At 54.4% G+C, this 14327-nt stretch carries 17 protein-coding genes; 13 read left to right on the top strand and 4 right to left on the bottom strand.

Annotation, left to right across the window (positions count from 1 at the left end; translation table 11 throughout):
* Positions 1-1581 (bottom strand): signal recognition particle-docking protein FtsY, encoded by a 1581-nt coding sequence (gene ftsY, locus AC07P6_RS01935; protein WP_478315553.1) that lies wholly within the window; start codon positions 1579-1581, stop codon positions 1-3.
* 193 nt (positions 1582-1774) lie between these two features.
* Between ftsY and rsmD the strand changes: the two genes are divergently transcribed.
* Both rsmD and AC07P6_RS01925 read left to right on the top strand, forming a co-directional pair.
* A complete protein-coding gene (gene rsmD, locus AC07P6_RS01930; RefSeq protein ID WP_110274895.1) occupies positions 1775-2371 on the top strand; it encodes a 16S rRNA (guanine(966)-N(2))-methyltransferase in 597 nt (198 codons plus the stop codon).
* On the top strand, positions 2361-2639 hold the full coding sequence (locus tag AC07P6_RS01925) for a DUF1145 family protein (RefSeq protein WP_110274894.1): 279 nt from the start codon (positions 2361-2363) through the stop codon (positions 2637-2639). The genes rsmD and AC07P6_RS01925 overlap by 11 nt, the downstream gene beginning before the upstream one ends.
* Before the next feature lie 16 nt (positions 2640-2655).
* Here AC07P6_RS01925 and AC07P6_RS01920 read toward each other — a convergent pair whose 3' ends face one another.
* The gene (locus tag AC07P6_RS01920) at positions 2656-3015 is read right to left on the bottom strand and encodes a DUF2500 domain-containing protein (RefSeq protein ID WP_478315552.1); all 360 of its coding nucleotides are present in this window, start codon (positions 3013-3015) and stop codon (positions 2656-2658) included.
* 130 nt (positions 3016-3145) lie between these two features.
* On the opposite strand from AC07P6_RS01920, the gene AC07P6_RS01915 reads away from it, so the two are divergent.
* Together AC07P6_RS01915 and zntA are read left to right on the top strand one after the other, a co-directional pair.
* Positions 3146-3772, top strand: coding sequence for a lysoplasmalogenase (locus AC07P6_RS01915; RefSeq protein ID WP_110274892.1), 627 nt, complete (start codon positions 3146-3148; stop codon positions 3770-3772).
* A gap of 78 nt (positions 3773-3850) precedes the next feature.
* A complete protein-coding gene (gene zntA, locus AC07P6_RS01910) occupies positions 3851-6055 on the top strand; it encodes a Zn(II)/Cd(II)/Pb(II) translocating P-type ATPase ZntA (RefSeq protein ID WP_478315550.1) in 2205 nt (734 codons plus the stop codon).
* 103 nt (positions 6056-6158) lie between these two features.
* On the opposite strand, the gene tusA is transcribed toward zntA, so the two are convergent.
* A complete protein-coding gene (gene tusA / locus AC07P6_RS01905) occupies positions 6159-6404 on the bottom strand; it encodes a sulfurtransferase TusA (RefSeq protein ID WP_004106582.1) in 246 nt (81 codons plus the stop codon).
* A 166-nt stretch (positions 6405-6570) separates the two neighbouring features.
* On the opposite strand from tusA, the gene AC07P6_RS01900 reads away from it, so the two are divergent.
* Together AC07P6_RS01900 and AC07P6_RS01895 are read left to right on the top strand one after the other, a co-directional pair.
* Positions 6571-7236, top strand: coding sequence for a 7-cyano-7-deazaguanine/7-aminomethyl-7-deazaguanine transporter (locus AC07P6_RS01900; RefSeq protein WP_110274890.1), 666 nt, complete (start codon positions 6571-6573; stop codon positions 7234-7236).
* A gap of 73 nt (positions 7237-7309) precedes the next feature.
* The gene (locus AC07P6_RS01895; protein WP_110274889.1) at positions 7310-7867 is read left to right on the top strand and encodes a DcrB family lipoprotein; all 558 of its coding nucleotides are present in this window, start codon (positions 7310-7312) and stop codon (positions 7865-7867) included.
* Here AC07P6_RS01895 and AC07P6_RS01890 read toward each other — a convergent pair whose 3' ends face one another.
* Positions 7868-9088, bottom strand: coding sequence for an MFS transporter (locus AC07P6_RS01890; protein ID WP_182235173.1), 1221 nt, complete (start codon positions 9086-9088; stop codon positions 7868-7870). It abuts the gene before it with no gap.
* A gap of 132 nt (positions 9089-9220) precedes the next feature.
* Between AC07P6_RS01890 and AC07P6_RS01885 the strand changes: the two genes are divergently transcribed.
* The 7 genes from AC07P6_RS01885 (at position 9221) to AC07P6_RS01855 (ending at position 14323) form a co-directional block, all read left to right on the top strand.
* Positions 9221-10270, top strand: a complete 1050-nt coding sequence (locus AC07P6_RS01885) for an AI-2E family transporter (protein WP_182235174.1) — start codon at positions 9221-9223, stop codon at positions 10268-10270.
* Positions 10271-10681: 411 nt separating this feature from the next.
* Positions 10682-11071, top strand: a complete 390-nt coding sequence (locus AC07P6_RS01880; protein ID WP_304253944.1) for an LptM family lipoprotein — start codon at positions 10682-10684, stop codon at positions 11069-11071.
* 74 nt (positions 11072-11145) lie between these two features.
* Complete coding sequence (locus AC07P6_RS01875) at positions 11146-12207, top strand: class I SAM-dependent methyltransferase (protein WP_434661250.1); 1062 nt, start codon at positions 11146-11148, stop codon at positions 12205-12207.
* 76 nt (positions 12208-12283) lie between these two features.
* Entirely contained in the window at positions 12284-13009 is a 726-nt protein-coding gene (locus AC07P6_RS01870) for a beta-ketoacyl synthase chain length factor (protein WP_478315548.1), read from the top strand.
* Entirely contained in the window at positions 13006-13821 is an 816-nt protein-coding gene (locus AC07P6_RS01865) for a lysophospholipid acyltransferase family protein (RefSeq protein ID WP_478315547.1), read from the top strand. The genes AC07P6_RS01870 and AC07P6_RS01865 overlap by 4 nt, the downstream gene beginning before the upstream one ends.
* A complete protein-coding gene (locus tag AC07P6_RS01860) occupies positions 13802-14059 on the top strand; it encodes a phosphopantetheine-binding protein (RefSeq protein WP_024131035.1) in 258 nt (85 codons plus the stop codon). Before AC07P6_RS01865 ends, AC07P6_RS01860 begins: the two co-directional genes overlap by 20 nt.
* 12 nt (positions 14060-14071) lie before the next feature.
* Positions 14072-14323, top strand: coding sequence for an acyl carrier protein (locus AC07P6_RS01855; RefSeq protein WP_110274883.1), 252 nt, complete (start codon positions 14072-14074; stop codon positions 14321-14323).
* Positions 14324-14327 lie beyond the last annotated feature (4 nt).

The following is a 14327-nucleotide window of genomic DNA, read 5'->3' as shown; positions in this document are numbered from 1 at the left end:
TTAATCCTCTCGGGCAAAAAGTGCCTCAATAAAGTCGCCCGCATTAAACGGACGCAGATCTTCAATACGTTCGCCAACACCGATATAGCGAATTGGAATACTGAACTGGTCAGCAACCGAGAAGATAACCCCGCCTTTGGCGGTACCATCCAGCTTAGTCAAGGTGATACCGGTCAGTCCAACCGCTTCATGGAACAGTTTGGCCTGGCTAATCGCGTTCTGCCCGGTGCTGGCGTCAATCGTCAGCATGACTTCATGCGGCGCATCGACATCCAGTTTTTTCATGACGCGGACAATCTTCTTCAGTTCTTCCATCAGGTGCGATTTATTCTGCAGGCGGCCTGCGGTATCGGCAATCAGGACGTCAACATTACGCGCCTTCGCCGCCTGGATGGCATCGAAAATAACCGATGCTGAGTCCGCACCAGTGTGCTGTGCAATCACTGGAATATTGTTACGCTGACCCCAAACCTGGAGCTGCTCAACGGCTGCCGCACGGAAGGTATCCCCTGCCGCCAGCATCACCGATTTACCCTGCTGCTCGAACTGACGCGCCAGCTTGCCGATGGTGGTGGTTTTACCGACGCCATTGACGCCGACCATCAGAATAACAAATGGCGTTTTGCCTTCAACGTTTAGCGGCTCGTCCACTTTAGCAAGAATATCGCCCATCTCTTCTTTCAGCAGGCCGTATAGCGCTTCCGCGTCGCGAAGCTGTTTACGGCTGGCGCCTTCGGTAAGATTAGCGATGATCTTACGGGTGGTCTCCACGCCAACATCGGCAATCAGCAGCTGCTCTTCCAGCTCTTCAAACAGATCATCGTCGATTTTCTTGCCGCGGAACAAGCTGATAAATCCGGAACCGAGGTTCTGTTTGGTTTTTACCAGGCTACGTTTGAGGCGAGCGAAGAAGCCTTCTTTGGTCGGTTTTTCTTGCTCAAGCTGCGTGACGACGGTTTCATCCGGCACCACTTCAATGGCATTTTCTGCCGCATCCGCTGCAGCCAGAGCCTGCGATTCGAGCTCTTCGTCAGAAATTTCCGGCTCCGCGTCGTCTTCTATCGGTTCTTCAACCATCAGCTCTTCAACGACCACGACTTCCGGTTCGGCAATCACCTCTTCCGGTATATTTTCAGCCACGGCTTCAGCAACAACCGGCTCGGCGATGACTTCTTCAATCAGTGGCTCGGCAACGGCTTCTTCAGGCACCGACTGTTCCACAATCTCCTCAACCGCAGCTTCAGGCTGATAAGCGACCGGTGGGACGATATTTTCTTCAGCAACCGGGGCTTCAACGACCGCCTGCGGCTGCTCGTTTTCCACAACCTGCTCGGTTACCTCAACGATATCGGCAGCGAAGGCTTCCGCATCTTCTTTTTCCGCAGCAGGCGCTTCAATCGTTTCAGGCGCAACAACCGTTTCAGGCGCAACAACCGTTTCCACTGGCGATTCAGTCGCCGGAGATTGCTCTTCAACCTCTTGCTGAGCTTCTACTTTTTGTTCTGTTTCTGTTCCCTGCTCCTGCTCTTTTTGTCCAAAGCCCAGCCAGGAAAAGAAGCCACGTTTCTTGTCTTTCGCCATTTGCGACTACACTCCTCGCTGTTTATTCATGGCACAGCTTCGGCATATCTGTCGCGGAAGCTGAAAAAATGATGAAATTAGTCGGATAGTCTACCACTTAACTTAACTCGCATCACCGCCCCCGGATTAAGGTTTCGTCAACCGCTATCGATCGTTAGAATAGCAGCCCGGAAGTTGAGACTTGAGCAAAAAAATGAAGAAACCAAACCACGCAGGCAGCGGCCAGATCCGCATTATCGGCGGGCAATGGCGAGGCCGCAAATTACCGGTGCCGGAGAGCCCGGGTCTGCGCCCGACAACCGACCGGGTTCGCGAAACGCTTTTTAACTGGCTATCACCCACCATCGTCGACGCAAAATGCCTCGACTGCTTCGCCGGTAGCGGCGCGCTGGGCCTTGAAGCTCTATCCCGCTACGCGGCGAACGCCACGCTGCTGGAAATGGAGCGCGGCGTCGCCCAACAGTTGCAAAAGAATCTGGCCACGCTGAAGGCCAGCAACGGTAAAGTCGTCAATACCAATACCTTAGCGTTTCTTGCTCAGACAGGTACGCCGCACGATATCGTGTTTGTCGATCCCCCTTTCCGTAAAGGGCTACTCGAAGAGACGCTGAAATTGCTGGAAAGCAACGGCTGGCTTAACGATGAAGCGCTAATCTACATTGAGAGTGAAGTCGAAAACGGCTTACCGCCGGTGCCTGCAAGCTGGCATCTGTATCGAGAGAAAGTGGCCGGACAGGTCGCCTACCGCCTTTACCAACATGAGGTCCAGGGAGAAAACCATGCTGATTAATTTTGGCCGCTTGCTGATGCTGTGCGTGTGGGCGTTTTTATTGCTGAATCTGTTTCAACCGTTCCCAAAGCCGCTGAATATCTTCGTTAACGTGGCGCTGATCTTTATGATCCTGATGCACGGCCTGCAGTTGACGCTGCTGAAGGCGACGCAGACGAAAGAGATGCCGCCGCTGGGGCGCTTCGAGCAGGTTCGGATTTTCGTCTTCGGCGTGTTCGAACTGGTCGCCTGGCAAAAAAAGCTCAAGGCGACTCTGAAGAAGAAATAGTGTCGGGCAAAAGCGCTCAGGGATCCGGCGCAAAACTCACAAACCGCGAACCTTTGTAGCTCAGCATCCCCTTATCGCCGACGCTCAGCGCATGATACTGCGGTGCCTGCAAACGAAAAACCACTTCCAGTCCGCCAGCTTCCGGCCTGAAGCTGGCCTCATAACGCATCTCGCTGCCGGCAGGCGTCACCGTCTGCTGGCGTGAGCGACGATCGTTAAGCACCTTCTCCCGCTTATTGCTCACCACCACCCGCTTTTGTAACAGCGGCGCGGCATCGTTCTCCATCTTTTCCCGACGCTGCTGCACATAACGATACGATGCGGCGACCACAATGACGGCAACGGCAACCATAAAAAAAAGCGGAACTTTACTCATTCACCTTGCCCCCAGGAATTATCAGGATTAAGAGTATTACATTGTCATCTTCCTCAGCAAACCACTACACTGAGATTCAGTACCGTAAGTACAATCACTTACTTAATGATAACAGATACAGGGACTTACTATGCTTTGGTCATTTATTGCTGTCTGTTTCTCCGCATGGCTTTACGTCGATGCATCTTATCGTGGACCCGCCTGGCGTCGTTGGGTGTTTAAGCCCGTCACGTTGATCCTGCTTCTGTTACTGGCCTGGCAAGCGCCGATGTTCAACGCCATCAGCTATCTGGTGCTGGCCGGTCTTTGCGCCTCGCTGGTTGGCGATGCGCTCACGTTGCTGCCTCGCCAGCGGGTGATGTACGCCGTGGGAGCGTTCTTTCTCTCGCATCTGCTCTACACCATTTGGTTTGCCAGCCAGCTAACGCTGTCGTTCTTCTGGCCGCTGCCGCTAATATTGCTGATCCTTGGCGCTCTGCTGCTGGCGATTATCTGGACCCGACTAGAAGAGATGCGAATGCCGGTGTTTACCTTTATCGGCATGACGCTGGTGATGGTCTGGCTGGCCGGTGAGCTGTGGTTCGCCCGCCCGACCGATACCGCGCTGTCCGGTTTCGTTGGCGCGGCATTCCTGTTGCTGGGTAACGCCGTCTGGCTTATCAGCCATTATCGCCGTCGTTTCCGTGCCGATAACGCCATCTCCTCCGCATTTTACTTCGCCGGGCACTTCCTGATCGTCCGCGCGCTTTATTTGTAATTAAGCGCTTGACTCTGGAGTCGACTCCAGAGTGTATCATTCGGGTAATGAGAAAATTATCATTACCCGGAGGGTACTATGTCGACTCCAGAATCGCAGGATAAAAAAGTCCCACAATTCTCTTCATTAAAATTCGCGCCCACTGCCCAGGCGCCTGAAAGCTGCTGCACGGACCACGCTTGTACCAATGAAACCATCGTCGAAAATGAAGCGCTGAATGGCGCGCGCTATAGCTGGTTGGTCGAGGGAATGGACTGCGCGGCCTGCGCCCGCAAGGTGGAAACTGCGGTTCGCCAGGTGCCAGGCGTCAGCCAGGTTCAGGTGCTGTTCGCTACTGAAAAACTGCTGGTCAACGCTGATGCCGATATTCGCCCGCAGGTCGAAAGCGCGGTGCGCGCCGCAGGCTACAAACTGCGTGATGAAAACGCGCCACAGCAAGAGGAAAAAACCTCGTGGCTGCGCGAGAATCTGGCGCTTATCACGCTGGTCGTGATGATGGCCCTGAGCTGGGGGCTAGAGCAGTTCAACCATCCCTTTGGCGAACTAGCGTTCATCGCCACCACCCTCGTCGGCCTGTGGCCCGTCGCCCGTCAGGCGCTTCGCCTGATTAAAAGCGGGAGTTGGTTCGCCATTGAAACCCTGATGAGCGTTGCCGCTATCGGCGCGCTGTTTATCGGTGCGACCGCCGAAGCAGCGATGGTGCTGCTGCTGTTCTTAATTGGCGAACGCCTTGAGGGCTGGGCCGCCAGCCGCGCGCGTCAGGGGGTTAGCGCATTGATGGCGCTGAAACCCGACACCGCAATTCGCATTCGCGACGGCGTACGCGAAACGGTTGCCCAGCGCGACCTGCGCCCTGGCGACGTGATTGAAGTCGCCGCCGGGGGCCGCCTGCCTGCTGATGGTCAGTTGCTGTCTCCTTTCGCCAGCTTTGATGAGAGTGCCTTAACCGGTGAGTCCGTACCGGTAGAACGTAATGCCGGTGAACGGGTGGCGGCAGGCGCAACCAGCGTCGATCGTCTGGTCCAGTTAACGGTTATCTCAGAGCCGGGCGACAGCGCTATCGATCGCATCCTGAAGCTGATTGAAGAAGCGGAAGAGCGCCGGGCGCCAATTGAGCGTTTTATCGATCGCTTTAGCCGCATCTATACCCCAGCGATAATGGTCGTCGCTCTGCTGGTCGCCATCATGCCACCGCTGCTGTTTGCGAGTGAATGGATGCCGTGGATCTACAAAGGCTTAACGTTGCTGCTGATTGGCTGCCCGTGCGCGCTGGTGATTTCCACCCCGGCAGCGATTACCTCCGGGCTGGCGGTAGCGGCACGTCGCGGCGCGCTGATTAAGGGCGGCGCGGCGCTGGAGCAATTAGGACGCGTGCGCCAGGTCGCGTTTGATAAAACCGGTACCCTGACCATCGGCCAGCCACGGGTCACCGCCGTTATCGCAACCGCCGAAATCGTTGAAAACGATCTGCTGGCGCTGGCCGCCGCCGTGGAACAAGGCTCCAGCCACCCATTAGCCCAAGCCGTGGTGTGGGAAGCAGAACAGCGCCAGCTCGCCATTCCGCTAGCCCACGCCCAGCGCGCGCTGGCCGGTTCCGGCATTGAGGCGGAAGTAGAAGGCCGTCGGGTGCTAATTTGCGCCGCCAGCAAAAATAGCGACCCGCAGTATGAGGAACGTATTCAGCAACTGGAAAGCGCCGGACAAACGGTGGTGCTGGTGATGCGCGATGAGGTACTGCTGGGGATTCTGGCGCTGCGCGATACGTTGCGCGACGATGCCCGCCAGGCGGTCGATGAGCTACATCAACTGGGCGTTCAGGGGGTGATCCTTACCGGTGATAACCCGCGCGCGGCGGCGGCTATCGCCAGCGAGCTGGGGCTGGAATTTCGCGCCGGGCTGCTGCCTGCGGATAAAGTGCAGGCGGTCATGGCGCTCAACGCGGACGCGCCGCTGGCAATGGTCGGCGACGGTATCAACGATGCCCCGGCAATGAAAGCCGCGACTATAGGTATCGCTATGGGTAGCGGCACCGACGTCGCCCTGGAGACCGCCGACGCAGCGTTAACCCATAACCGCTTAACCGGGCTGGCGCAGATGATTTCGCTGGCCCGCGCCACCCACGCCAATATTCGGCAGAACATCGCCATCGCGCTGGGTCTTAAGGGGATCTTCCTCGTCACCACCCTGCTCGGCCTGACCGGCCTGTGGCTGGCGGTGTTGGCGGATACCGGAGCGACGGTGCTGGTCACCGCCAACGCGTTGCGGTTGTTGCGTAAGAAGTAGTATCCACCCCGGGGGCGGCGCAGAGCGCCTTGCCCGGGCTACAGGCTGGTTTTTGTAGCCCGGACAGGTGCGAAGCACCGCCTCCGGGGAAACCAGAAGCAGATCAGTGGCTTTTACGAATCAGATAACGGTACGGCAGCGCCTCGGTTTCCTGCGCCAGCAGCTCGTGTTCCATAAAGCGGCAAAAACCGGGGATATCGCGGGTGGTTGCCGGATCGTCGGCGACAATCAGCAGCGTCTCGCCCACCGGCATCGTACGCACGGTCTTACGCACCATCATCACCGGTTCCGGGCAACGAAGCCCCTGCGCATCAAGAGTATGGTCAGGGCTGGAGAAAAGTTCGCTCATTTTCATCTCATATCAACAAAACGCCCCTAGTTTACCCCCAGTTCATCAGTACGCAAGCCAGGTTAACGTTTGCGCGAAAAACAACCATTGCATTACGCACCCAACGCAGTATCATGCAGCCGTTTTTATTGGGTTCCCTCACCCCAACCACTAAAAAGGTCACAATATGAGTCCGTTTACTACCGTACAGCGTAAAAAAGCGCTGATCTGGCTATCGCTTTTCCATCTGCTGGTCATCACTTCCAGTAACTATCTGGTGCAGCTACCGATCTCCATCTTTGGTTTTCATACCACCTGGGGCGCGTTCAGCTTTCCGTTTATTTTCCTTGCCACCGATCTTACGGTGCGGATTTTCGGCGCTCCGCTGGCGCGACGCATTATCCTCGCGGTCATGATCCCGGCGCTGGTGATCTCCTACGGGGTTTCTGCGCTGTTCTATATGGGTGAATGGCAGGGTTTTGCCGCCTTAACCAGCTTTAACCTGTTTGTCGCTCGTATCGCCGCCGCCAGCTTTATGGCCTACGCGCTGGGGCAAATCCTCGATGTCCACGTCTTTAACCGCCTGCGTCAAAACCGTCGCTGGTGGCTGGCGCCGACCGCATCGACCCTCTTCGGTAACGTCAGCGATACCCTGGCCTTCTTCTTTATCGCCTTCTGGCGCAGCCCGGACCCGTTTATGGCGGCGCACTGGGGAGAAATCGCCATCGTCGATTATTGCTTCAAAGTGCTGATTAGCATCGTTTTCTTCCTGCCGATGTACGGCATGCTGTTGAATATGCTAATGAAAAAGCTGGCAGATAAATCCGATTTATCGGCATTGCAGCCAGGTTAAGAGTACTCACAGAGTGATGTGATAAGATACGCGGATGAGCCGTTAATGGCCGTTTATCGAAAGGAAGATGTCAATGCGCAATTTGGTTAAATATGTCGGTATTGGCCTGCTGGTTATGGGGCTTGCGGCCTGTGATAACAGCGACACAAAAACGCCGACTGCCGGGGCTGCAGCGGAAAGTAACGCCAGCGGGCAACCTATTAGTCTGCTGGATGGCAAACTGAGCTTCTCTCTACCGGCAGGTATGACCGATCAGAGCGGCAAGCTGGGCACCCAGGCCAACAATATGCACGTCTACTCTGATGCCACCGGCCAGAAAGCGGTGATTGTGATTGTTGGCGACAGCACCAATGAAGATTTGGCCGTGATGGCGCAGCGTCTGGAAGAGCAGCAGCGCAGTCGCGATCCGCAGCTGCAGGTCGTAACCAATAAATCCGTTGAGATTAAGGGTCACACGCTGCAGCAGCTCGACAGCATTATCTCCGCGAAGGGCCAGACCGCATGGTCTTCTGTGCTCCTCGGAAAAGTTGACGACAAACTGCTGACCCTGCAGGTCACGCTACCGGCGGATAACCAGCAGCAAGCGCAGACTGAAGCAGAAAACATCATCAACACTCTCGTCATTCAGTAACTACTGGCCTGACGCTACGGCCTCCGGTTCACCGACCGGGGGCCGTTTTTTTAACCGCCACCCCAACAGCAACGCTACCGCCACCAGCCCCGCCGCCGCCAGATAAATCGAAGAAATCCCCGCCCACGCCATCAATAATCCGGCAAGCGGACCGGTGATCCCCAATGAGAGATCCATAAACACCGTATAGGTTGCCAGCGCCGATCCCTGATTCTGCTGCGGCACGGCCTTCACTGCCACCACGCCAAGCGCCGGGAACACCAATGAGAAACCTGCCCCGGCCAGGAAAGTACCGATTTTCGCCATCAGCGTCGTCTCCGCCAGTCCCACCAGCAGCAGCCCAATAATCTCAACCACAAAGCAGATCATCGCCACGTTCAGCCCGCCAAGACGATTAATCCCATTGGGAAACAGCAGGCGGGTGCCGACAAACGCACAGCTAAACAGCGTTAACGCGAAGGCCGCGCCATCCCAACCTTTGGCGTCATAAAACAGGGTGATAAAGGTGGCGATAACGCCAAAACCGGCCGAAGCCAGGGCCAGGGCCATCCCGTAGAGCCAGACCCGTCCCAGCACCGCGCGAAACGACATCGCTTTGCCCTTACCCGCTTTCACCGCTGCACGCGGCAGTGCGCACAGTACCGCCACCAGCGCCACCGCCATAATGGTGAACGCCAGACCGTGCAGGCCGATTAGGGAATAACAAAGCACGCCGAGCGGTGCGCCCATCGCCATTGCGCCGTAGGTCACGATACCGTTCCACGAAATCACTCTGCCGATATGCAGCGAACCGACAACACCGACGCCCCATAGCGTCGAACCTGTGCCTGCAAAGCTTTGTCCGATACCAAGAATAACGCGCCCAAGGCACAGCAGGAGCAAGCTCACCATCGGCCAGCCGCCGCTAAACGCCGCCAGCAGATAGCACAGCCCGCTCAGAAAGCAGCCGCACAGGCCAAAAACGACGATTTTTTTCGGCCCAAGCAGGTCGGCGTAGCGCCCGGCATGAGGGCGGCTCAGCAGCGTGGCGAAATACTGGAGGCTAATAACCAGACCCGCCCAGAACGCGCTGAACCCCATCACGTCATGAACATAACCCGGCAACACCGCCAGCGGCAGCCCAATCGTCATGTAGCTGGCAAAGTTAAAGATAACCACCGAGACAATCCGCAGATTGAGACGCAGTCCATTGAGTGCCGGTTCGGCAGCGGCTTCAGGCATCGGGTCCACCAAATTTTTACAACAGTGTTTCATTTTTACCATGCTGCACGCTTTAAATCAGCAGCCAGATTAGGAATATCGGCAGCAAACCAACCGCTACACTTAATGAAAATCATAAGAAAGGAACCGTTAATGACAACCCCTCAGCCCGATAAAACGGGCATGCATATCCTGCTTAAGCTGGCATCACTGGTCATTATCCTCGCGGGTATTCATGCGGCGGCAGATATCATCGTACAGCTATTGTTGGCGCTTTTCTTCGCCATTGTCCTCAATCCCCTGGTGACCTGGTTTATCCGTCGCGGCGTCCGGCGCCCCGTAGCCATCACTCTCGTGGTAGCAGTAATGCTGATTGTTCTCACTGCGCTTATTGGCGTGCTTGCCGCTTCGGTTAACGAATTCGTCGCGATGCTGCCTAAGTACAACAAGGAGCTGACGGCAAAAGTCATGCACCTGCAGGAGATGCTGCCATTCTGGCATACCCATATGTCCCCGGAGCGTATGCTACAGCGCATCGATTCCGATAAGCTGGTCACCCTGACGACGGCGCTAATGACCGGGCTGTCGGGCGCTATGGCCAGCGTCATCCTGCTGGTTATGACCGTTGTCTTCATGCTGTTTGAAGTTCGCCATGTCCCCTACAAGCTGCGCTTTGCGCTTAATAATCCGCAAATTCATATCGCCGGTCTCCATCGGGCGTTGAAAGGGGTCTCACATTATCTGGCGCTGAAAACGCTGCTCAGTCTGTGGACCGGGGTTATCGTCTGGTTAGGGCTGCTGTTAATGGGAATTCAGTTTGCATTGATGTGGGGAGTCCTGGCTTTTCTGTTGAACTATGTGCCCAATATTGGTTCGGTGATTTCCGCCGTTCCGCCAATGATTCAGGCGCTGCTGTTTAACGGTTTTTATGAATGCCTGCTGGTTGGCGCACTCTTTTTAGTTGTTCATATGATCATCGGCAATATTCTGGAACCGCGCATGATGGGGCACCGTCTTGGGATGTCTACACTGGTGGTTTTCCTCTCATTACTGATTTGGGGGTGGCTGCTTGGCCCGGTGGGTATGCTACTTTCGGTGCCGTTAACCAGCGTATGCAAAATATGGATGGAGACCACTAAAGGCGGCAGCAAATTAGCCCTCTTGCTCGGACCGGGACGCCCCAAAAGCCGGCTGCCCGGCTAGCCACTTTTTACAGCAGCAACGGGTTATCGTATTTTGTATTGAAATACGATAACTCCAACAGCGTCCATTGAGAGCCCCATATTAAAACACCAGACACCCTTAATAATTCGCCTGCTACCCATCCCCAAAACGCCACCAGAAAAAGTAGTAAATCATCCCTCAATGATTATATTTATTGATAGAAAACGTTAATTTATTTATACTTTTTCCCTTGCATTTATATTTACAACTGGTGTTAATGCGGCACTAATAATCTAATAACATTAGAATATTTGGCTGATACACTCGTTAAAAACAGATAAATGCATCAATCAAACAGAATAATACAGATGACTTTATTGTATCCATATATCGATATATTCAAGTGGTGTATAAAATATTTTTCGACCAATAGATTGATAGGGAGTATTCATGAAGAAGGTTATTCGCTGGGCTGCCGCGATTGCGGTTATCGGTGCTTTGGCTGGCTGCGCACGTACCGCGCCTATTGAGCAAATCCAGACCACTGTAAGCGCAGGTCATACCGAAGCCCAGGTCAAAAAAGCAATTATCAAAGCGGGCGCACAACGCGAATGGATTATGTCAGAAGCAGGTCCTGGGGTCATCAAGGCCCGCCAGCAATCACGTGACCATGTTGCCGAAATAAAAATCACCTACTCTGCCACCCGCTATTCCATCAACTACGATAGCAGCCTCAACCTGATGGCTTCCGGCGGGAAAATTCATAGAAACTATAATCGCTGGGTACACAACCTCGATAAAGACATTCAGATTAACCTGGCCGCAGATTCGGCTCTGTAATTCTGTCCCTGAAGTACATGCGGGCCAGTAATGGCCCGCTCCCTCTACTGACACTGTAAAAGGTTGTGCCGAACGTGTACAAAAAGGACTCTCTCAGCGCACTGGATGCCATTACGGAAGCGCAACGTATTGCTTTCGCCCCCATGCTCTTTCAAACCGCATTATGCCTACGCAATTCAGGCATCCTGGATTATCTCGATAAGCAAGGAAAACTCGGCGCAACGCTTGAAGCTATTTGCACGGATTGCGACGTCAATGAATATGCCGTCAGCGTATTGCTGGATATGGGATTAAGCGGACGCATCCTTACCCATAAAGAGGGGCAATATTATCTCGCTAAAGTAGGACATTTCTTACTTCATGATGCAATGACCCGAGTAAATATGGATTTCACTCAGGACGTTTGCTATCAGGGATTGTTCTTTTTAGAAAATGCGTTGCAGGAAGGAAAGCCTTCTGGGTTAAAAGTTTTTGGCGACTGGCCAACCATTTATCCCGCATTATCGCAGCTCCCACAGGCGGCGCGTAAAAGCTGGTTCGCATTTGATCATTACTATTCTGACGGCGCTTTCAACGCTGCGCTGCCGTATGTATTCGCCAGTCAGCCTGCAACCCTGTACGATGTAGGCGGAAATACCGGAAAATGGGCGCTGCGCTGCTGCCAGTATGATGAAAATATCGCGGTAACGTTATTAGACTTGCCACAACAAATTGCGCTGGCTCGCGAAAATATAGAAAATGCGGGTCTGTCTCATCGCATTGATTTTCATGCCGTGGATATGCTGAGCGACGAGTGCCTGCCGGGAGAGGCTGATATCTGGTGGATGAGCCAATTTCTTGACTGCTTTTCGCCAGAACAAATTGTCACCATGCTCAGTAATGTGGCGCGCGTGATGAAACCAGGCGCAAGGTTATGCATTCTGGAACTGTTCTGGGACGCGCAGAAATTTGAAGCGGCCTCATTTAGCCTGAATGCGTCTTCGCTCTATTTTACCTGTATGGCCAACGGGAATAGCCGTTTCTACAGCGTAGAGAAGTTTTACCGCTATCTTGAAATGGCAGGATTCGAGATAGAACAACGCCACGATAATTTAGGCGTCGGGCATACCTTATTGATATGCCAGAAAATAAAATAATAAAGCAGCGCTAAGCGCTGTTTTGGCGTTCAAATTAACGCCAGCAGAATCATTGATCGATCGCGGACGCGAGTGGATGACATTTTCATTAAACATAGTTGATTGGCAAGCCATGGCTCCTGGGGTCAATGGCAGCGAACAGTGGCTTCAGTGGTCACGGCATTTGCACGCCATCGATCCAGCGGCCTCCCCGGCCAAGCTTAGCGAGCTGCCGATGATGACCGCTCGCCGACTCAGTTCCGGTAGTAAGCTGGCCGTAGAATGCGGGCTGGCGATGCTGCGCCGTCATCATATCGACGCGCTGCTGTACACCAGCCGCCACGGCGAGCTGGAGCGCAATTACCGAATCCTCCACGCTCTGGCAACAGAGCAGGCGCTCTCGCCAACCGATTTCGCCTTATCGGTGCATAACTCCGCCGTGGGTAACCTGACGATTGCGGCAAAAAAACCGATAGTCTCATCATCGCTTTCTGCCGGACGAGATACCTTCCAGCAGGGCTTATATGAAGTGATGGGGCTGTTACAGGCGGGCTATCAGCGCGTACTAATGGTCGATTTCGATGGCTTCCTGCCCGAGTTTTATCACCCACAGCTGCCATCTGATATGCCAACCTGGCCCTATGCGACGGCATGGGTGATTGAAGCAGGCAGCGAATGGCAGTGTCAAACTCAGCGCCAAAGCGTGCCCAGCGAAGAGACCGCCCTGCCGCAAAGCCTGCTGTTTTTACGCCACTATTTACAACACGCCGACGCCTTTACGCTCCCCGGCGAGCGCGTTCAGTGGCTATGGAGCCGCGCATGAACGGCGTCTTGTCACAGCTAAACCGTCTCTGGCGAGCGGCGATGACCGGCCTTTGTTTCGCGCTGTTCGGGATTGGCGGGCTGCTGCTCTCTCTTGTCTGGTTCAATCTGCTACTGGTGACGGTCCGCAACAAGGCCCGCCGCCGTCGCCTCGCGCGGCGCAGTATTTCGGCAAGTTTTCGACTCTTTTTAACCGTAGTAAAATCCGTCGGCGTACTCGATTACCGCATTGAAGGGGGTGATATTTTACGCCAGGAGCACGGCTGCCTGGTCGTCGCCAACCACCCTAGCCTTATCGATTACGTCATGCTGGCGTCCGTCATGCCCGAAACCGACTGTCTGGTGAAAAGTGCGCTGCTGAAAAATCCCTTCCTCAGCGGCGTAATTCGTGCCGCGGATTATCTGGTTAACGATCAAGCCGATGCCCTGCTGCCCGCCAGTCGTCAGCGTTTAAAGCAAGGCGATACTATTTTGATTTTTCCCGAGGGAACGCGCACGCTGCCCGGCGAAAAAATGACGCTACAACGCGGCGCGGCTAATATCGCGGTGCGCTGTAGCAGCGATTTACGCGTGGTGGTTATCCGCTGCAGCGAGCACATGCTGGGCAAACAGAGCAAGTGGTATGACGCACCGCAAACCAAACCGCGCTTTACCATTACGGTTGGCGAGCGGGTGCAAATCGACCAATTTTACGACGCAAATCTACAAGAACCGGCGCTGGCGGCAAGGCAGTTGAACCGGCATCTTTTGCTTCAATTACAATCAGGTACTACGCCTGGCACAGGAATTAATGATGCAAGCGCTCTATCTTGAAATTAAAAATTTGATTATCAACACATTGAATCTGGACGAGCTGTCCGCTGACGATATCGACACTGAAGCAGCGCTGTTTGGCGATGGTCTGGGTCTGGACTCAATCGATGCTCTGGAGCTCGGTCTGGCAGTGAAAAACCAGTATGGCGTGGTGCTGTCGGCTGAGAGCGAAGAGATGCGCCAGCACTTCTTTTCCGTCGCCACGCTGGCATCTTTCATTCACGCGCAACGTGCCTGAGGAGAGTCCGTTATGACCGATCAAAAAGCCATTTACGAAGAAGTCTCCACGCTGTTGGTTAAGCTGTTTGAAATCGACCCACAGGATATTAAGCCCGAGGCGCGCCTGTACGACGATCTGGAGCTGGACAGCATTGATGCTGTTGATATGATCGTGCATCTGCAAAAGAAAACCGGTAAGAAAATCAAGCCGGAAGAGTTCAAAGCCGTGCGTACCGTGCAGGATGTTGTCGACGCGGTAGAACGCCTGCTCAAAGAAGCCTGATTCG

It is taken from the genome of Klebsiella sp. GFKo11 (assembly GCF_056490265.1).
The sequence above is the reverse complement of the archived record's forward strand: the minus strand, read 5'-3'. Positions and strand labels throughout refer to the sequence as shown.